The 20,159-nt window shown below is 48.6% G+C and carries 10 protein-coding genes and 1 tRNA gene; all 11 read right to left on the reverse strand.

Annotated elements, in window-relative coordinates:
- Nucleotides 1-252: 252 nt before the first annotated feature.
- On the reverse strand, nucleotides 253-6,216 hold the full coding sequence (locus Q0612_RS06140) for an ESPR-type extended signal peptide-containing protein (protein WP_298882145.1): 5,964 nt from the start codon (nucleotides 6,214-6,216) through the stop codon (nucleotides 253-255).
- 833 nt (nucleotides 6,217-7,049) lie between these two features.
- Nucleotides 7,050-8,930: a sigma-54-dependent Fis family transcriptional regulator gene (locus Q0612_RS06145; protein WP_298882149.1), complete on the reverse strand. Its 1,881-nt coding sequence runs from the start codon at nucleotides 8,928-8,930 to the stop codon at nucleotides 7,050-7,052.
- Nucleotides 8,931-8,982: 52 nt separating this feature from the next.
- The gene (locus Q0612_RS06150; RefSeq protein ID WP_298882152.1) at nucleotides 8,983-9,900 is read right to left on the reverse strand and encodes an NlpC/P60 family protein; all 918 of its coding nucleotides are present in this window, start codon (nucleotides 9,898-9,900) and stop codon (nucleotides 8,983-8,985) included.
- Between the two features lie 28 nt (nucleotides 9,901-9,928).
- Nucleotides 9,929-10,822: a radical SAM protein gene (locus Q0612_RS06155; protein WP_298882155.1), complete on the reverse strand. Its 894-nt coding sequence runs from the start codon at nucleotides 10,820-10,822 to the stop codon at nucleotides 9,929-9,931.
- Nucleotides 10,823-11,216: 394 nt separating this feature from the next.
- The gene (locus Q0612_RS06160) at nucleotides 11,217-12,635 is read right to left on the reverse strand and encodes an LPXTG cell wall anchor domain-containing protein (protein ID WP_298882157.1); all 1,419 of its coding nucleotides are present in this window, start codon (nucleotides 12,633-12,635) and stop codon (nucleotides 11,217-11,219) included.
- Nucleotides 12,636-12,648: 13 nt separating this feature from the next.
- Complete coding sequence (locus Q0612_RS06165) at nucleotides 12,649-13,332, reverse strand: hypothetical protein (RefSeq protein WP_298882160.1); 684 nt, start codon at nucleotides 13,330-13,332, stop codon at nucleotides 12,649-12,651.
- A 97-nt stretch (nucleotides 13,333-13,429) separates the two neighbouring features.
- Nucleotides 13,430-15,913: a LuxR C-terminal-related transcriptional regulator gene (locus tag Q0612_RS06170; protein WP_298882163.1), complete on the reverse strand. Its 2,484-nt coding sequence runs from the start codon at nucleotides 15,911-15,913 to the stop codon at nucleotides 13,430-13,432.
- A 7-nt stretch (nucleotides 15,914-15,920) separates the two neighbouring features.
- Nucleotides 15,921-16,874 (reverse strand): 2-hydroxyacid dehydrogenase, encoded by a 954-nt coding sequence (locus Q0612_RS06175; RefSeq protein WP_298882166.1) that lies wholly within the window; start codon nucleotides 16,872-16,874, stop codon nucleotides 15,921-15,923.
- A gap of 170 nt (nucleotides 16,875-17,044) precedes the next feature.
- A tRNA-Lys gene (locus Q0612_RS06180) sits at nucleotides 17,045-17,120 on the reverse strand.
- Nucleotides 17,121-17,222: 102 nt separating this feature from the next.
- Nucleotides 17,223-18,512, reverse strand: a complete 1,290-nt coding sequence (locus Q0612_RS06185; RefSeq protein ID WP_293392218.1) for an adenylosuccinate synthase — start codon at nucleotides 18,510-18,512, stop codon at nucleotides 17,223-17,225.
- A gap of 22 nt (nucleotides 18,513-18,534) precedes the next feature.
- Nucleotides 18,535-19,827 (reverse strand): adenylosuccinate lyase, encoded by a 1,293-nt coding sequence (gene purB / locus Q0612_RS06190; RefSeq protein WP_021719764.1) that lies wholly within the window; start codon nucleotides 19,825-19,827, stop codon nucleotides 18,535-18,537.
- Between the last annotated feature and the right edge of the window lie 332 nt (nucleotides 19,828-20,159).

Genomic DNA, 20,159 nt, shown 5'->3' on the forward strand with positions numbered 1-20,159 from the left:
AAAGGAAAAGGCGCCTGCCGAAAGCTCGACAGGCGCCACTGGTCCGCATGACCAGGCATAAGCTCCGCAAGAATGCAGCTACCTATGCAACTAAGGTAATTATAACACAGATAGATTGCAAAAACAATAGTTCGCAAAAAGAAAAGTAACGTTGTAATTATTGATATATTCACTACTACAAAAGGCGTTCTCCCCTGCGGGAGAACGCCTTTACTGTTTACTGAGCTTTATTCACTTGTCACTGCCGACAATTTATTTTGCCAGCTTGTTGCCGTAATGGTCGCGCTCGCCTTTGGTTGCGTTAACGCGTACACGTTCAATCTTGTTGCGGTCACCGTCTTCACCGCTGATGCGGTCTACACGGATGCGGCCCAATTCAGGCTCAAACTCTTTGATGATTCTTTCTTCCAGAGCTGCGCCGTTTTCAATTGCACGGTAAAGCATGGTAGCAAATTCATAACGAGTCATCAGACGGTCACCGCCGAAGTTGCCGTCAGGATAGCCTTCAATGTAGCCATTGCCTGCCAGCTTAGCGATGTATTCATATGCCCAGTGGTTAGCCGGAACATCCGGGAAGAGCTTGGTCTTGGTTTCATCCAGCATACCGAATGCTTTTTCCATCTTAGCCATCTTAGCGCCCATTTCTGCCAATTGACCGCGCAGTTCGATAACCTCACGAGCCAGAGCAGTACGGCTGTTGCTTACATGGTTGGTACGATCCAGGGAGAAGGAGATGCCTGCGTTAACCATGTTTTCACCGTTGCCTACAGTGCCGCCAACGCTGAACATTACCTTTTCATCAGGACGGTAGTAAGCGCCGATTGCTGCTGCGTTTTGGCCTGCATAGTTACCGTAGCCTGCGGAGAAGGTCAGTTTGTCGTCTGGATCAAAGTCCATCGGGTGCAGTGCTGCCAGAGCTGCTGCGCCTGCGCCAACCTTGTTCACGCGGCTGCTCAATTGACCGATGCGGTTGCTATTGCTGATAACCTGGTTTTCAACACCATCAATACGGTTGTTGATCTTAGTTTCGGTATCAAACAGCTGACCACCGTTAATAGCGTCTTTGGAATCCTTTTTTACCTTACCGTTTGCTACATTGGTAATAGTAGTGTAGGTATCCCCTTCCTTATTCAGGGTAATCTGAGTCTTGTTAACGGTGCCGTCGTCCTTACGGTCGTACTGTACAGTGCCGCTCATTGCCTGCTGCAGTTGGGCTTCGGTTGCCGCCTTGCCGGAATCCTTGTACTGGTCAGTATTCTTAGCATCCCACTCCTTGTTGCTCAGGTTATCAACAATGTTGTTTTTGATGCTTACGCCACCGATGTTGGCTTCTTTTGAGGTTACACTGTTCAGACCAGTCAGGTCTTTATTCAGCTCAACCTTAACATTGGTACCATCATTGCTGATTTTAATGTTCTTGTCAACACTGAAGTCAACAGTTTTACCAGGTGCTACTTTAGATGCTTCGCCTCCGTTAGTGGACAAGTTCCAGCCTTGGTTTGCAGTATCTGCTACATCCTTCAACGCTTGGTCAAGCTTGCCGATTGCGGTAGTAGTACTGTCGCCATCCGCAATATCACCTTTGTCTACCTTGCTGTACTGCAAATCACCAACCTTGTTATCTAGCTTCTGGTTCAAGTTATTTACAGCATCAACAACGGTGGTAGTACCATTCGAGTTCTTCAGGTCATTGTTAATGTTATTAACGTTACCTAAATCGCTTGCTTTAGCAACATCGGTAATGGTAACGGTATTAATCTTCGTACCAGTCTTATCAACAACGTCCATATTAACCTTGTTGTCAGCACCAACACCGTATTCACCCGGTTTGATATGGGTATCGGTATTGCCTGCTTGAACTGCTGCATTCAATTGGCCTACGTTAACGGCATCGGTAGAAGCGGTACCTGCGGTTACGTTATGGATTTGGCCATTGCTGCCAAAGGTTACATTATTATTGATAGTAACGTTTCCGCCGGAGAAGCTGATGCTGCCGCCTACGCCGGTGATGGATTCAATGCCGGTCAATTTGTTATTCAGCTTAAAGCTAACTTTATTACCAGCATTGCTTACTTTGATGTTATCATCGCCATCAAATTCAACTTCATCACCAGGTTTTACATCAGATACATTGCCATTGTTAGTTTTCAGCTTCCAACCCTTGTTGGCAGTTTCTTTTACAGCGTTCAATTGGACTACGTTTACAGCGTCGGTATCAGCAGTACCTGCTGCTACGCCGGTAATCTTGCTACCTGCAACATTCAGGCCACCGCTGATGGTTGTACCATTTTCACCAAGCATAATAGATTTTGCAGTATAATCAGCACCAATATAACTCATGCCAATACCGCTATTAGTAATTGCGAAGGACTTATTACCATTAGAAATGCTGATGCTGTCGGCATTAAGGTTAATCTTGGAAGCACCGTTGGAGACAGAGGTAATGTCTTTTAAATCACCTGCAACATTTACCTGGTAATCAGTCTGCCCGTCAGTTCTTACAGATGTAACAGTTGTATTCTTGCCATCGGACAAGGTAGTTTTTTTGCTTGCTTCCGCTTTTACAGCGTTCAGCTGGCTTACGTTGACTGCGTCGCTGTCATTAGTGCCATCTGCTACGCCGGTAATTTTGCCGGTATTGTCAATGGTAACCTTGTTGTTAAGCTTGATATCGCCGTCTGCAAAGCTGATGCTGCCTGCACCTGCACCATTGATGGATTGAATACCAGTCAAAGCAGTGTTCAGTGCCAGACCGTTGCTGTTAACTACGAGGTTAGAACCTTCTTGCAGCTTAAGGCCGATTTCCAATGCACCATCTTTAACGGTAGAAGTAATACCATCTGCACCCTTAACCTGAACTGTATTGCCCAAAGTACTGGTAACTTCGCTGCCTTTATCATCTTTCAGACCGAAGGTCTTGTTACTGATATCAGTATTGATGCTGTTCTTTATGTCATTCAACTGGCTACCGTTTACTGCGTCAGTAGAGCCTGCAGCGATTGTACCTGCTGCTACACCGGTAATCTTGCTGCCAGCTACATTTAAGCCACCGCTGATGGTTGTTCCGTTTTCACCAAGCATGATGGATTTTGCACTATAATCAGCAGTGATATAGCTCATGCCAATACCGCTGTTAGTAATTGCAAAAGATTTATTACCATTGGAAATGCTGATGCTATCTGCATTCAGGTTGATTCTGGAATCACCATTGCTAATGGATTTGATATCCTCCAGCTCATCATTCAGCTCTACTTTAACCTTAGTACCGTTATGGCTTACGCTGATGTTCTTGTCACCACTAAAGTCAACAATTTCGCCGGGTGCTACTTTAGATACTGCATCGCCGTTAGTGGAAAGCTTCCAGCCTTGGTTTGCTACTTCACTTACTGTTTTCAATTGGCCTACGTTTACAGCATCGGTATCATCAGTGCCATCTGCTAAACCGGTAATCTTCTGATTATTTGCGTTCAGACCGCTGCTAGTGATATAAGCCTTTCCATCGTAACCTACGCCTTGGGTTTTATCCATAAAGAACTTATCTGCTTTTACGCTGTCTACGGTCAGGTCTTTCTTCAATTCCAGACCAGCGTCAGTAACCTGAAGGTTGTTTTCGCCTGCCTTCACTTTTACAGAAATCTCATTGTTTGCACCGCTAATAATAATGCCATTGCCTGCTGCATAGGTGGTGTCTTTAGCGCTGATGGTATATTGCAATCCCTTATCTGTACTTTCTTGATTCAGTTGTACATTTTCACCAGCAACCAAAGTAGTGTGCTTGCCTGCTTCTACCTTAAGGTTTTCTACCTTGGTGTTAGTTTCTTTCAACTGACCAAAGTTAACAGCATCGGTGTCAGCATTACCTGCTGCTACGCCGGTAATCTTTTGGTTATTTGCGTTCAGACCGCTGCTGGTAATGTATGCCTTATCGCCATAACCAATACCTGTAGCAGACATAAAGGAACTGCCAGCTTTTACGCTGTCTACAGTCAGGTCTTTCTTCAATTCCAGACCAGCGTCAGTAACCTGAAGGTTGTTTTCGCCTGCCTTCACTTTTACAGAAATCTCATTGTTTGCACCGCTAATAATAATGCCATTGCCTGCTGCATAGGTGGTGTCTTTAGCGCTGATGGTATATTGCAATCCCTTATCTGTACTTTCTTGATTCAGTTGTACATTTTCACCAGCAACCAAAGTAGTGTGCTTGCCTGCTTCTACCTTAAGGTTTTCTACCTTGGTGTTAGTTTCTTTCAACTGACCAAAGTTGACTGCATCGGTGTCATTAGTGCCATCTGCTACGCCGGTAATCTTCTGATTATTTGCATTCAGACCGCTGCTGGTGATGTACGCCTTGTCAGCGTAGCCTACGCCTTGGTTTTTATCCATGAAGAAGTCGCCAGCTTTTACGCTGTCTACAGTCAAATCATTCTTCAGTGCTACCTTAATATCTTTACCGTTATTGGTTACTTCAATATTAGCACTATCGCCGTTGAATTTAACTTCATTACCAGCTTCGCCAACAGTCACAGTAGTTTGGGTGCCACTATCTGTAGTAAATTTCCAGCCTGCATCCATTACCTTCTTCAGCTGTTCTTCTGTAGCAGCATTGCCTTTAGTTGCAAAGTCTGTATAACCAATATTAGTATTATGTAAACCGGAAACTACTCCGTCAGTACCATTAATTATTACAGGAGTTTTTCCATCAGTACCGCCGCCAACTACTACGCTGTTTTCACTAAAGGTAGTATTGTTAACCTTAACATTAGCACCATCAAAGCTAATCTTGCCTTCGCCTGCGCCTTGGATAGATTGCATGCCGGTCAGATTTTTGCTGACCGAAATTGCATTGCCACCATTAATTTCGATGCCATCGCCTGCAGTGTAAGTAGTATCGGTATCTGTAATGGTAGTTGCTTTGCCATCAACAGTAATGGTGGTAGTTTTGTTTGATGCATCTTTTGCAACACTTACTACAGAGCCGGATTTGATAGTATATTCCTGACCATTGATTTTAATGCCTGCTGTAGCTTCTGGAGTACCAATAGCCTCTACCTTAGAACCGGTAGCAAAGGTCTGATTAGCTGTACCATTAGAAATCTTAACGAAAGTGTCACTGCCTTCAGTACCGCCACCGCTGGTAACAGTAATAGCACCATCAACTGCCTTATCGCCATTTCTCAGCAAGCTGATAGTTGCGGAATTTGCTTTGCTGGTATCCAACGTAACTTCTTTAATATCGTCACGACTCAGCTTATTATCATTTTCCACTAATACAGCCAAGTCTTTCTTATACTCAGCCAAGCGATAAGATTGCATGGTAGCGCTCGGGTCGGTAACCTCGGCAGCCCAATAGCTGTAGAAATGATCTCCATCCTTTACAGTCATAAGGATTTCATTGTTTTTGCCAAAGACGGTGCCTTTATAGAAATCACTGCCACTTTGATTAGTAAACACACCAATCTTACCATCAATAACATATACGTTGCTGTAATCTACCGGTTTTCCGTTATAAGTGTAGGCCTGCTTAGTATCATCCCATTTAAGCTTGTCACCTACAGTTACAAAGCCTTTAGGCATCCCACCTTCTGGGCCAATTAAATCAACATAACCATCTTGGAAGTTTCCGTTCTCAACATAACCTTTCCAACTGGAATCCTGAATAATATAATTCCAATCACCGACAACAGCAGTGCCGCCACTATGGCTTACACCAGTAAAAGCACTTGCAGTAATCCTGCTTAATGATTCGCCCATATTGGTTACTGTACCACTTGCTGAAACCATCGAAGTTACTGATTGCAAAATGCTGCCTGTATCACCACCACCAATATATGCTACATCAGCAGCTTTGCCATGGGCGGAAAGCGGTGTATGCAATTTGCCATTTTCTTCAACCTTCAGTATATAGCCTTCACGCACCCAATATTTATTGGCTGCATCATAGATATACTTATGCCCATCAATCGTCTTATCTTGTCCATCAGTCAAACCAGCTGCTTCATCACCAAACGCAACATATTGAGACTTAGCCGTTGCAGCTGCACTAGGCGGCGCCGCCAGCACATCAAAGCTTGCACAGGTCATCACACCCGTTGCAATCAGCATTGCCAACAGCTTTTTGGTAGAGCAGCTTTTGCTGCCTCTATTCTTCGCGATTTCCGAAACAACAACGTAAGCATTACGAGCTTCGTTCCAAATGACTTTAAAAACCTTGTTCATGCTACATTCCTCCAAAACGCTTTTTTAATATTTATCTATTTACGTGGCCCCAATCCACGCGAGGAAGCTTATTTTATTATGTAACAATATATTTTTATTAATAAATAACACTGTATTTTCGCACTTTATTTAATAGACTTTATTTTCGTAATAGCTTTAATATACTGTACTTTTCGGACATTCACTATTGTGGTTTATCATTAGAGGAACATCCACAATTGTATATCAAAGGCCAAAGGTAGATATATTTTAATTAATCAGATAATTATTCTCTCAACATATACCTTATTTTTTATTATACCACCTTTGTCCGCACCAGACAAGCATTGTTCTTGTCTTTATAGTTTAAAAGCATATTGTTTTACATTAAAATCAGTTGACTACTTAATTTTTTTATTTACAAATTGAGTTTAACACTTTTCCGTATTATGCAATATATTAGGCAAAAGCTTATGTATTCATATTCTTTTTTTCAGGCACAAAATCTAACTAAAGGCACCAAAAAGCCCAGCACATATACATTTGTCAAAAAAGCAGCTCGATAGCATCGCAGTTGTATGTGCAAGAAAATTTTTCTAGCACGCTACATTTTTGCAAAACTGCCATTTTCTTACTATACTCAGACTACTATGCAGTTCAACACTAGAAATTTTAGCACTACCTTATCTTTATTTTTTTAAATTTTATTTATACTTAACGCGACTAAGAAATATCGCCATTTCTACAAGAGATTTTTGCAACATGTTGCACTTTTCTCTTCTAAACACGCCACCCAAAATAGCAAAAGCCCCTGAAGCAGGATAAACCTGCTTCAGGGGCAATCAGGTTAAATTTTATTTTGCTTTCGGTCCCAGGCCGTACTTCTTCAGATAACGGTACAGGGTTACACGGCTGACATCAAGCATTGTTGCCAGCTTACTGATATTGCCGCCGGCAGATTTCCAGGCTGCAATAAAGGCTTCCTTGTCGTACTTCCAGGAGCGCTCCAAGGTTTTGTCACCGGGTAGCTTAATGTTTTCCGCTTCGATGATGCTGCCGGGAGTGTGGAAGAAGGCCTGCTCGATAACACCCTGCAGCTGCTTGATGTTACCCGGCCAGCTGCAGGACAGCAGCAGGGAAACAGCCTCAGGAGACAGGCGCTTTTGCGGCAGGTTGTGCTGTGCGGACATTTCCACCAGAATATGCGAAGCAATTACCTCTATATCCTTCACGCGCTCGCGCAGAGGCGGCACGCGCATGGTGGTATCCAGCACCAGCTCATACAAATTACGGGAAAACAGGCCCTTATCTGCCAAGCGCTTAAGGTTGGAATCGCAGGCAGCGATTACGCGCACATCGAACATACGCGGCTTGCCGCCCTTTTCCGTTGCAGGCAGGCCATGCGTCAGCGCATCAGCCAGCTTGTCGCCCATTTCGAGCGGCAGCTTTTCTACCTCATCAAGGAACAGCGTACCGCCGATAGCAAGCTCCAGCTTGCCTGCGGACTGCTGTCCGTCCTCATTTGTACCGAAGAATTCGGCCTCCAGCTCTGCCAATGAGGCGTTGTGGCATTTTACCGCAATCAGCGGAGCGGCAGCGCGGGGGCTGGCCTGATGAATGCCATGTGCCAAACGCTGCTTGCCAGTACCGGGTTCGCCCTGCAGCAGGATATTGTGGTCAGTGCGGGCAACGCGGCTGGCCTTATGCTGCAGCGCCAAAAATTCGCTGGTTTCGCCAACCATGCTATACAGGCTGTAACGGCTGCTGTAGCCTGTCGCATGGGCGATAGTTGTCTTCAAATCCTCAATGGACATAGAAAGCACCAAGGCACTTTCTACCTCGCTACCTACCTTAATCGGCATAACAGTGGTAATATCCTCAAAGGTTCTGTCCTGGGTAATCCAGGTGATTTCACGACGCTGCGTTGCTACGCCGTGCAGCGCTTTTTTGATAGGAATATGCTCGTAGTTCAGGAACACATCTTCGAGGCGCTCGTGTCCCTCCAGACGCTTGCGGCCGTTTTCGTTGCAGTATTTTACGCTGCCGTCCTTGCCCAGCCAGTAAACGGTTACCGGCAGCTGCTCCATCATAATGCGGTTGATGCTCCAGGCCTCCAGCATGTTCAGGTGCTGTTCGATGGAATATTTCATCGTCATCAGCAGGCTCAAAAGCAAATCATAGGGCAAATCGTTCTGATCCAAAGAAAAGAAGGAAATAATATAGCGGATTTTACCATTGACGCAGATAGGCGCGCTGCAGGCATCTCCGGAATGGCTGTCCTTAATCCACATTTCCGGACCAAACATCAAAAACGGTACGTTGTGCTCACGTGCCACGCTGATGCTGGAGGTACCAACATCCTCCTCCAATACGCGCATACCCTGAATATCCTCGATAATGCGCTGGAAGAACGGCATAGCATAGTTTTTGATTACATAGCCGTTTTCATCAATCAACAGCATGCTCAGGTTGTGGATATTGAAGTGCTGCTTGCTTTGCTCATACAGGCCATCAACATATTTAACAATGAACTCATGCGTCTTTTGATGCGCGATAATCTCTTCGCGGCTCAGCTTGTTGATTTTAGGCATTGTTTCATGCGGCAGATGCATAGCACGGCAGCGTTGCCAGCTTTCAGCAACCCACGGATGCACGTTGGGATCAACAATACCCTCTTCCATAAACTTTCTGTAATAAGAAGCCAGCTTATCCTTATTTCTTCTCTCACGAATCATGTTTTATACCCTCCCCGTCTGTCCGGCAGCAGGCTGCCGTCAGCAGAACTTTTTATTTATTAACCTCGCCGTTCGTAATCAACACCCGGCGTGCTCCAAAATAACGTTGTTTCCAATACTCTTCCTTCAGCGATGACAGGATTACACCCTTGGACGAGGATGCACTCCAAAATTGTCCGTCACCGGCATATATACCCACGTGCGATGCTCCCGGCGCGTAGGTGGTAAAAAACACCAAATCACCCGGCCGCAGCTGCTTCTGCGTTACAAAAATCCCCTGTAACGCCTGCTCGTCTGCCAGTCGCGGCAGCTTGGCCTTGCAGTCCTTAAACACATACTGCACGTAACCGGAGCAGTCAAAGCCCTTGGTCGTGGTTCCGCCGAACACATAGGGAACACCCTTGTATTTGGCTGCACGGCTGACGATTTCCTTGCCCTTAACCTTGGGGATGCCTTCCTTGGCAAAGGCCTCCCAGGTCAGCTTATGATAGGTTGCATCATTCAGCTCGCCGTCCGCCTTCAGCTTGTGCTGCTTCTGGAAGCTTTTCAGCGCAGTGCTGGTAGCCTCCGTCATGCGTCCGCTGGGGCGTTCGTCACTGAAGCCCAGCACCTGCAGCTTTTGCTGTGCCACCTTCAGGCGCCAGTTGCTTTGCTGCACCTGCACCTTGGACTGCTTTTCCTTCGTTTTTTTAGACTTTTTCTTTGCGGTTTTCTTCGCCTTTTTCTCGGGCTTCGCCTGCTTCGGCGCCTTCACTTCGGCAGCAGGCTTGGCTGCGGTATCGGCCTTGACGGCAGCAGGCTCCGGCACCGCCTTCACAGGTCGCGCCTCGCTTACGGCCGGCGGCGTTGCCACCGGTGCCTTATGCGGTTTGTTGCTGACAATAGGCGCTGCAGCCTGTGCCTGCCATGGCAGGCTGCAGGCCAACATGATTACGGTCAGCACAGAAGCCAGCTTCTTTTTCATCTTCATCAGCCCCGCTCAAATGCAAAATTAAAAATTAATTGTAGTTATATACGTCCCAGCTTTTCAGCTTGCTCAGCTGAGCAATACTGTAATCAATATCGCGCAGCAGACGCTGCTTGTCATGCGGCAGCGTTGCTGCCAGCTGAACGTAGTTTGATACATGGTTACTGCGGAAAAGGCAGTGCCTGTCCGCAGGTAAATCTATATTTTCTATTATCAGCTTCAGCTCGCGCATCAGTCCTGCCGGTGAAAGCGGATTGAATTTGCCTGCCTCGTACTGGTCCAGCAGCTCGCTGCCGCGGTACAGCATCAGGCAAAGTGCACTCAAATGCGTCGGCTTGATAATATTTATAGCCTTAGCTGTAGCCAGTGCGTGGCGTTCGCTGCCCTCCGCACCTGCCAGCCCCAGAATAATCATCATGGAAAGCTTCATGCCGCTGGCGGTAACTCTGCGTCCCGCTTCTACCGCCTGCTCGGCGTCAACACCCTTGTTGACAGCCTTCAGCGTAGCATCGTCGCCTGTTTCCATGCCGTAATACAAAAGCTTCAGGCCTGCTTCCTTCAGCTGGCGCAGCTCCTCCTCGCTCTTGCGCAGGATATCCTTTGGCGCAGCATAGCTGGCAACGCGCTGCAGATGCGGAAACTGCTCGCGCAGCACCTGCAGAATCTTCAGCAGCTTGGCCGTCGGCAGCACCAAAGCATCGCCGTCCGCCAAAAAGACGCGGCGCACCTTGTTCTTGCCGTAATGGGCCGCCAACGCTATCTGACGGGAAATTTCTTCATCCTTTAAAATCTGAAAGGGAACACCTCTGTACATGTTGCAGTAGGTGCATTTATTATGTGCGCAGCCGCGCGTAACGCGCAAAATAAAGCTGCGTGCCTCACTTGGAGGTCTGAAAACTGGTGTGTCATAAGACTGAAAAAACATTTCTACTATTCTACCTCATTTTACTTTGATTGATTTGGCGCCAGTTTGAGATCTCAGAGATTTTGTAAAGTATAATACACTTTAATATTATTATACTAGATTTTTCGCTATTTGTAACGTCCAGCTGAAAACTTTTTGTTACTTTTTTTACAGAGATTTTGTGAAACATTGTCAGAGTGTAAAATAAGTGTGATTTTTCGCGCCTTCAGGCAACGGCAAGGACGCTTTGGCAGGCAAAAACGGACGTAACAGCATATACCCGCACACAAAAAAATATGCCTGCGGTCACAAGCAACAGCATCGCCGCAGGCGCACCAAGGAGGCTGGCGCAGCTCAGCCTCCGATGCTTCATATTATTTTTTCGGTAAGCATAACGCTTTACAGCATCAGCTTATCATTTACGCTTTCTGCGCAGGAAGAAGAAAGCAGCGCCACCGATGATAATAACGCCGCCGATAATCGTCAGCCAGCCAAAGCCATCATCGTCATCCTCATTTTCTTCCTCATCCTCGGCAGCAGGCAGCTCCGCAGTGCCCACAGCCACCGGCCATTGGCTCTTCATCTCGCCGTGGACTGCCGTGACGGTAACAACGCCGTCAGCCTTGCCGATCAGCTTGCCATCTTCGATAACGGCAATTTTTTCATCGCTCACGCTCCACTCCGGTGTTACACCGTCAGCCTCGCCCACAACGTAGGCCTCCAGCTTCAGCGCCTCGTCTATTCCCAAGTGCGCCGGCAGATTCGGAGCCTCCAGCTTCGGCTCATAGGCAGTAATCTGCGTCATAAAGGCCTTTTCGCCCTTTTCTAGCAGCAGCTTGCCGGTAATCGTCGCAGTTCCCGGCTTCACAGCCAAAAGCTGCACATCGCCGTCCACCTTCACTATATCACTATTGGAAGAACGCAAATCAGTTACATTATAGCCTACGCAGCCCGGCAGCGAAGCAACTATGCGTGTACGCTCGCCCACCTTCAGGCTTGCCTCCTCCGGAGCCACCGTCACCAACGGGCTAAGCTCGGAAGCTGCGGTTGCAGGCAGGTCAGGCGCATCCTCGTCACCCTCCAGCTCGCCGCTTTCGATTGCAGGACCTTCCAGCTCATCCTCCTCTACGAGCGGTGCTCTTTTGGCAGCCAGCATATTGATCGGGTCACCGTAAATAAGGCTTACCTCATCCTCTTTATCGTTGCGGTACACAGCGCTCAAATCGGCAGCTACCAAAAATTTGGCAATAACCTCGCCCTCATCATCCAGCGCCGTCAGCTGGTAGAACCAGCCGTCCACAGGCTCCTCCGCATAGAGCAGCTTATAATCATCGGCATCCTCCGGCAAGCCCGTCTGCTTTTCCGGCAGGCCGGCAAGCAGCGCGGCTGCGGCAGCCTCGGATACATCAAAGCTGTCCTCGTTAAATCTGTATTCACCCTGAACATCAAGCGGCAGCGGTCCGTCCTGATAGGCGGTAATGCTCTTGTCCTTCAGTACGAAGCGCAGCTCTACCGTATCATTATTTTGGTAATCTACCTCGGCAATACCGTCGCCGTCCTCGTTGATTTCAAAAACGCCGGCAGTAACGAAATCCTCCGCACTGTCCTCTTCCTCACTGCCGCGCATAACCTTCAGCTCGTAAAGATATTTATCATCGCCCAAGGGCTTGATATTCAGCACGCCGTTATTATACTGGCTGCTTTCTGTCCACACATAGCAGCCTGCCGTATTCTTCCAGTCATTTTGGGAGGCGGCGCCTACTAGCAGCGTCAGGCTGCACAGCAGCAGGGTAAGCATAACAGTTACGATAATACGCATCATTTTTTCTTTCATTATGCTCCCCTCCTCAAATGCTCAGACGGAACTTGGCAGTCTTGGGATTAACGCCATCCATCCAATACTTCACGGTATATACGCCCTTAGCACATTTTTTGCCGCTGTTGCCGCTCGCCCAGCCGTTCCAGCTGAAGGCAAAATCCTGATTGGCGTTTCTTGCCTTATATTTCGTGCTATAGACCAGCTTGTTGTTTTTATTGAAAATCTGGGCATAGCAGGTCTTGCCCGTAGAATTATTCTTTTTGAAATACAGACGCTGGTAAACATCGCCGTTGCCCTTGCGGATAATCTTGGACGCACGGAACTGCATCTTGCTCTGCGGCTTGTAGCTGATGTTGACGGTCTTTTTAACCGCACCGCCCTTGCCGAAGCTGCTGGTCGTTACCAAGCGATATCTGCCCGGCTTCAGGTTTTTCATATCATAGCTGTAGGGTACAAAGCGGAAATATTTATCACCGTCATAGTACCATTTTTTCAGCTCGCGCTGCTTCCAGCGCACAACAACCTTATTATCCTTGTTGAGCAGCACCGCCTTATCCTTCATAGGCCCCTTGCCCTCTACATAGCGCTGCACGTTCAGCTTAGTGCCGTTTACCTTGATAGTTGTTTTGTACTGCGTCGCCGCCCACGCCAATGCCGTAAAAGCCACGAGCATTGCCAGGCACGCCCCGAGCACTGCCTTCAGCCGTTTCATTTTTCCGCCTCCTAACCGCCGGATATAAAAAGACCCGGCATATACTTCTTCATTTACAGTATATACCGGGTCAATATTAACTATAAGTAACCTTTAGTTAAGAGTTGGGGAAAAAGCGCTCCAGCTGATGTCTTTTATTTTTGGCCGCCGCATCAATCTGCAGCTTGGCAAAAATTTTATTGAGATATTGCTTAATCGTCCCCTCCGACAGCGACAATCTTTGCGCAATCTCCCTGTTCGTATGGCGTGCCGCCGCCAACTGCGCTATCTGCAGCTCCTGCTCCGTCAGCTCCTGCAGGCCTGCTTCGGCAAAGCGTGCGGACATAATCTGTCCCCGGCCCGCTTCCAGCTGCTGCCCCAGGTGCAGCACCGCTGCCGCCGCTGCTGAAAATTCACCTTGCAGCTCCTGCTCCAGATAAGGACGCAGCAGCGCTATGTTCTGTGCCAACGGCAGCACAAGCTTATCCGCCTCAGCCATTGCCAGCGCCTGCTTCAGCGAAGCGCGGCAGCTCGTTACATCGCCTCTGCCGGCAAAGGCCGCCGCCCTTTGCACCTGCAAATACAGCAGGCACAAAAAATTACTGTAGGAACGGCATTCCTGCTCCCAATCGGACCAGCGCACCAAAAGCTCCGTATACTGCCCTTGTGCCAGCAGGCACTGGGCGCTGATATAGTTGCGGCAGGGACGCGCAGGATAAAGCACCGAAGGCTGCTGTCCGTTTCCGTCTGTCAGCCAGCTTGGGATATATTCCGGCTTGCCCAGCAATGCATAGTAAAAGCCGGCGCACATATCGGCAGTATTCAGCAGCATGCTCTGCTTCCAGGGCTGCAGCTGCCACTGATGGCGGCTGTAGGCCTCCGCCTTACTGCTGTAAACGCCGCGGAAAAGATCGCGCTGCATCTCCAGAAAATCACAGCAGATAGTAATACACTCCTGCCCATGCTTTTCCGCCTGATAATACGCCTTCTGCAGAGTCATATCCATTTCGTCAATGCGTCCCTGCAGCAAAAGTGCTTCCGCCTCCGTCAGCTCGGCGGCACCGGCACCGTGCCAGCCGCTCAGCAGATAGTATGGTGGCATACACTCCTGCATATCCTCCACCGTCTGCCGCAGACTGCAGCCCGTGCGTAAATACAGCCCCAGAACACTGGGCGCGCCGAAGGTCCAGATGCCCTGCTTGCTGAGCGTCTGCGGAGCACCACTCAGCAGCTTGTAGGCACGCCTGTGATGCTCGCTCATACCGGTGATGCTGTTGAAGGCCAAAAAGCTCAGAATAACCTCCAGCTCGCCGTAATAATTATCGCGCTCCCGCTGGCTGAGGGCAGTATTGCGCTCCAGCGCCGTCACGTACCATTCCTTGACCTGCAGCATTTCCGGCACCATATTCAGCGAAAACATGCGGCGCATAATTATCAGCACCGCCTGCGGATACTGCCACAAGATTTCCGGCGGACATTTGCGCAGCCAGTCGAAAAGATGCTGCCTGTGCTGCGGGCGCATCGACCAGTCGCGCAGCTGCTGCACTGCAGCCAGCAAACCGTCAAAATCACAGCCGCGGTACAACCAGTCCAGTGCTTCCTCGTACTCCTTCTGCTGTGCGTACCATTGTCCCAGGCGACGGAAGTACATTTGCTGCTCAGCCTCCGGCAGCAGGCCGAAGGCATGGCGCGTTGCCTGCTTCAGCATATGGTGACACCGCAGTCTGCCGTTGGCCAGCCTGATAATAAAGGCGTTGCATTCCAGCAGCCTGCTTACAGACTCTCTGCAGCTTGCGCCGTAGGCAAAGACCACCTGCTCCGGCGTAAATTCCTCCGGTTGCCCCATAAGCAGCAGCAAGCGCTGCTGCTCCGACGGCAGCGGCCGCAGCAGTACATTGGCTATCATCTCATAAACGCTGCCTGTATCAAGGCAAAAGCGCTTATACCTATCGTAGTTCAAAAAGTTAAGATAGGTAACGGAAAACCAGCCCTCGCAGGCCTCATGCAAAGCATCCAGCTGCTGCGTTGTAAGCTGCAGGCCGCATCTGCTGCTGTATTCCGCCAGCTCGTCACGCTGCAGCGCCAGGTCATGCTTATCAAGGCAAAAGACCTTACGTCCCAGCTCCAGCAGACGGCTGCCGTCAAAAATCTGCCCTCTGCTTACCAGCAGCAGGTGCAAATCAGCAAAGCCTGCCTTGCTCAGAGCAAAGAGAAAATCAATCGCCTCGCTGCTCTCCAGCAAATGTAAATCATCTATAAACCAATAGACAGGCTCCTGCGGCAGCAGCTGACGGAACAGCTCCAGTACCAGCGTTTTGGCATTGGCATCGGCAGGCAAAGACTGCTGCAGCAGCGCAGCGCCCAGCTCCGTACCCTGCCAGCTGTGGCACACTCCCTGCCAGAAGGCTTCGGCACCGGCGCCGTAAATGCTTTGGCGCAGCACCTTTTTGCCGCAGCGCTCCTGCTCCTGCAAAAAGTACTGCACTGCCAGTGTTTTGCCATAGCCCATGGGAGCAACAACCAGCGTTGTTCCCGCTGTCTGCAACTCTGCCAAAAGCTCTTTTATTCTCTTGGAATAATATAAATTATTGAGCCTTTTCATAGTGTTTTTACTTAATTACGTTCTGCGGTGCTCCCGCCAGCCATTTTTCGATGTTGGCAAAAACGATATCGGCACGTGCAGCCAGTGCTTCGGCGCTGGCGAAGGCCACGTGCGGTGTCAGCACGGTGTTCTTTGCATGGCACAGAGGATGCTCCGGTGCAATCGGCGGCTCGCCCTCAAACACATCAATGCCTGCTCCCGCCAATCTTCCTTCGTTCAGCGCCTGTGCCAGCGCCTCGCTGTCCACAACAGGACCGCGCGCAGTATTCAGCAGTACGGCCGTCGGCTTCATCTTGGCAATAGCCTCAGCGTTAATCAGTCCGCGGGTTGCGTCCGTCAGCGGCACATGCAGGCTGACAAAATCGCTGGCAGCCAAAAGCTCATCCAGACTTACATAGCTTACACCGTCAGCCTGCAGCTCTGCCTTCGGAGTACGGCTGTAGGCCAGCACCTTGCAGCCGAAGGCAGCGGCAAGCTTCGCCACTCTGCTGCCAATCGCACCGGTGCCCACTACGCCGAAGGTTTTGCCGAAAAGCTCAAAGCCTAACAGGCCATCCTTCGTTCCTGCCTGACGGCAGCGTGCATCACAGGGAACGATGTTGCGGATAACGCTGATAGCCAGGCCGAAGGTCAGCTCTGCTACCGCATTGGTGGAATAGCCTGCGGCATTGCACACTAAAATTCCGCGCTTACGGCAAGCAGCCAGCGCAATATGGTCTACACCGGTAAAGGCCACGGAAAGCATTTTCAAATTAGGGCAGGCGTTGATAATCTCCGCACTCAGCGGCTGGTTGGCCAGCATGATAATATCGGCCTGCTGCACACGCGCTAGCAGCTTCGTCTGGTCGGTTTCTTTTGCGGTATAATATACAAAATCATGGCCCGCAGCCTGCAGCGGCACTGCCAGTGCATTTATCTGCTCCATCTTTACGCCTAACGGCTCCATAACTACTATTTTCATCCAAGCACCTCCGAAAAAGTCTGTAAAATTTTTGCTTATCACTTACATATTACTACTGTAGGAATTGATTAGCAAGGAAGAAATTTTCAGGACTATATTCTGTTTTGCCGGAATTTATATCCGCAAATACAAAAAAGCCGTTCTTCTTTCGAAGAACGGCATATTTTCGTTGGTGATCCACCCGAGACTCGAACTCGGGACACCCTGATTAAAAGTCAGGTGCTCTACCAACTGAGCTAGTGAATCATTTGTCGCCATAAATTAGCAACATTAATATTATACAGACTAACGCAAGGAAAGTCAAGTACTTTTTTAAAATATTTTTGCTGTTTTTTCAGCAGCCTAAGCTTACAGCAGTTCTTTCAGAACAATGGTCTGCTCGCGGTTAGGACCAACGGAGATAATACCCAGCTCAACACCGGATACCTCGCTGATTTTAGCCAGATATTTCTTAGCGTTTTCCGGCAGCTCGTCATAGTTGCGGATGCCGCTGATATCTGTCATCCAACCGTCGAACTCTTCGAAAATCGGCTCAACCTTAGCCAGAACGTTCAGGCTTGCAGGAATGCGTTTGAGAACCTCATCGCCAATCTTGTAGCCAACGCACATTTTAATCTTCGGCATTTGGTCGAGGATATCCAGACGGGTAATTGCCAGATAATCCAGGCTGTTCAGGCGTGCGCTGTAACGCAGCATGAAAGCATCCAGCCAGCCGCAACGACGCGGACGACCGGTTACGGTGCCGTATTCATGGCCGGTTTCGCGGATTTGGTTGCCGGGGCCATCGGTATCCAGCAGCTCGGTGATGAAGGGGCCTTCACCAACGCGGGTGGTATAAGCCTTAACTACGCCGACAACATGGTCGATGAAGCGGGGACCTACGCCACTGCCGGTGCAGGCATTACCTGCAGTCGGGTTGGAGCTGGTAACATACGGATAGGTACCATGGTCAATATCGAGGAAGGTAGCCTGTGCGCCTTCGAACAGAACGTTTTTGCCGGCGCTGAACAGCTCATCCATAACAACGCCGGTATCGGCAACATACGGACGCAGCTCTTCTGCATAAGCCAGATATTCCTTCAGTACGGTATCATAGTCAAACGGTTCTGCACCGTAAATTTTGGTGATAATAGCATTTTTTGCTTCCAGATTAACCTTCAGCTTATCAGCAAAGGTTTCGGGTTCCATCAGATCGCAGATACGGATGCCTACACGAGCAACCTTATCCATGTAGCAGGGGCCGATGCCGCCTTTGGTGGTGCCGATTTTGTGATTGCCCAGTGCTTCCTCCTGCAGCTCATCAAGACGTTGATGATACGGCAGAACAACGTGTGCACGGTCAGAGATAACCAGATTGCTGCAATCAATGCCCTTTTCCTTCATGCCGGCGATTTCAGCCAGCACAACGCCGGGGTTGATTACAACGCCATTGCCCAGAACGTTAGTCTTATCATTAAACAGTACGCCGGAGGGCAGCAGACGCAGCTTATAATTAATGTTGTTAACTACAACGGTATGGCCTGCATTGGAGCCGCCGCTATAACGAACTACAGCGTCAGCCTTTTGCGCCAAATAGTCAACAATTTTACCTTTACCCTCATCGCCCCATTGGGCACCTAAAACTACAACAGATGACATTAGCAGTCACTCCTTATCAAAATTATAAACCAAATCTAGCAAAAATCTCGTCAACGTGGCGCAGCATCGGTTTCGGATCGAAGCAATGCTCAACCTCTTCGTCGGTCAGATATTTCTTGATATCCGGGTCAGCTTCAACGTTGGTCTTAAAGTCAGCGCCTTGCAGCCAACGTGCCATAGCGTTACGTTGTACCCATTTGTAAGCGTCCTCACGCAGTACACCTTTGGTAACCAGAGCAATCAGCAGGTTTTGGCTGAAAATCAGGCCGCCGGTTTTGTTCATGTTGGCAATCATTGCATCAGGATATACCAGCAGCTTGTCGATGATGTTGGAGAATTTACGCAGCATATGATCCAGAGCAATAGTTGCGTCCGGCAGAATAACGCGTTCTACAGAAGAATGGGAGATATCGCGTTCATGCCACAGGGTTACATCCTCCAGAGCTGCTACTGCATAGCCGCGCAGCAGGCGAGCCATACCGGAAACCTTTTCGCAGGTGATAGGATTACGTTTATGCGGCATAGCGGAAGAACCCTTTTGGCCGGGTGCAAAATATTCTTCAGCTTCACGGATATCGGTACGTTGCAGGTTACGGATTTCGGTTGCCATCTTATCCAGAGAGGAACCGATGATTGCCAGAGTAGTCATGAAATGTGCATGACGGTCACGTTGGATAACCTGAGTTGCCAGGCGTACCGGAGTGAGCTCCAGCTTTTCGCAGACATATTTTTCTACAAACGGATCAATGTTGGAGTAAGTACCTACAGCACCGGACAGCTTGCCGACTGCCATCATTTCACGTGCTTGTTTCAGACGTTCGATGTTACGTTCAATTTCAGCGGACCACAGCAGAAATTTCATACCGAAGGTCATCGGTTCTGCGTGGATACCGTGAGTACGGCCGATCATAACGGTATATTTGAATTCAGCGGCACGACGGCGCAGAATTTCATGGAAGTTTACCAGATGACGCATAATCAGGTCTGCGGATTGTACAGTCATGTAGCACAGTGCAGTATCCTTTACGTCGCTGGAGGTCAGGCCTTTGTGAATGTATTTTGACGCATCGCCTACATACTCAGCCACATTAGTCAGGAAAGCAATAACATCATGGTTGGTAACTGCTTCAATTTCCTTAATGCGGTCCAGACGGAAGTCAGCCTTCGTCTGAATATCCTTCAGCGCTTCGTCAGGCACAATGCCCAGTTTGTTCATAGCCTCGCAAGCCAGAATTTCTACCTTCAGCATGGTACGGAATTCATTTTCGAGTGTCCAGATATTACCCATTTCAGGATGAGTATAACGATCAATCATTTTTGTATGCCTCCCAAGACAATTTTATTCATGAAAAAACATCTGAAAGCCACAGATATTACCTTCAGATTCTTCACTACACTTTGTTGCATAAATATCATATCATTTTCCGCGTCTTATCGCAAGCTTTATGAACATTTTTTGTTGATTTTAGGTAAAATATTCGGTTTTTCTTCGCAGCTTCCTTGTAAGCTTTTTTACACTTATCAGAAAAAATCTTTTGCCAAGAGAATAATTTTCACGCTTTTAACCCCCATCAGGCAATGCTCCATGCAATAATCGAGTAGGAGACTGCTCATTATTTGAGCAGTCGACCTCTCACACCACCGTGC

It is taken from the genome of uncultured Phascolarctobacterium sp. (genome assembly GCF_937920985.1).
Classification (GTDB): domain Bacteria; phylum Bacillota; class Negativicutes; order Acidaminococcales; family Acidaminococcaceae; genus Phascolarctobacterium_A.

Excerpts from the sequence above, each read along its gene's own strand:
- Q0612_RS06175 (WP_298882166.1), bottom strand. The coding sequence starts at position 16,874 with ATGAAAATAGTAGTTATGGAGCCGTTAGGCGTAAAGATGGAGCAGATA.
- Q0612_RS06165 (WP_298882160.1), bottom strand. The coding sequence starts at position 13,332 with ATGAAACGGCTGAAGGCAGTGCTCGGGGCGTGCCTGGCAATGCTCGTG.
- Q0612_RS06150 (WP_298882152.1), bottom strand. The coding sequence starts at position 9,900 with ATGAAGATGAAAAAGAAGCTGGCTTCTGTGCTGACCGTAATCATGTTG.
- purB (WP_021719764.1), bottom strand. The coding sequence starts at position 19,827 with ATGATTGATCGTTATACTCATCCTGAAATGGGTAATATCTGGACACTC.
- Q0612_RS06145 (WP_298882149.1), bottom strand. The coding sequence starts at position 8,930 with ATGATTCGTGAGAGAAGAAATAAGGATAAGCTGGCTTCTTATTACAGA.
- Q0612_RS06170 (WP_298882163.1), bottom strand. The coding sequence starts at position 15,913 with ATGAAAAGGCTCAATAATTTATATTATTCCAAGAGAATAAAAGAGCTT.
- Q0612_RS06185 (WP_293392218.1), bottom strand. The coding sequence starts at position 18,512 with ATGTCATCTGTTGTAGTTTTAGGTGCCCAATGGGGCGATGAGGGTAAA.
- Q0612_RS06140 (WP_298882145.1), bottom strand. The coding sequence starts at position 6,216 with ATGAACAAGGTTTTTAAAGTCATTTGGAACGAAGCTCGTAATGCTTAC.
- Q0612_RS06155 (WP_298882155.1), bottom strand. The coding sequence starts at position 10,822 with ATGTTTTTTCAGTCTTATGACACACCAGTTTTCAGACCTCCAAGTGAG.
- Q0612_RS06160 (WP_298882157.1), bottom strand. The coding sequence starts at position 12,635 with ATGAAAGAAAAAATGATGCGTATTATCGTAACTGTTATGCTTACCCTG.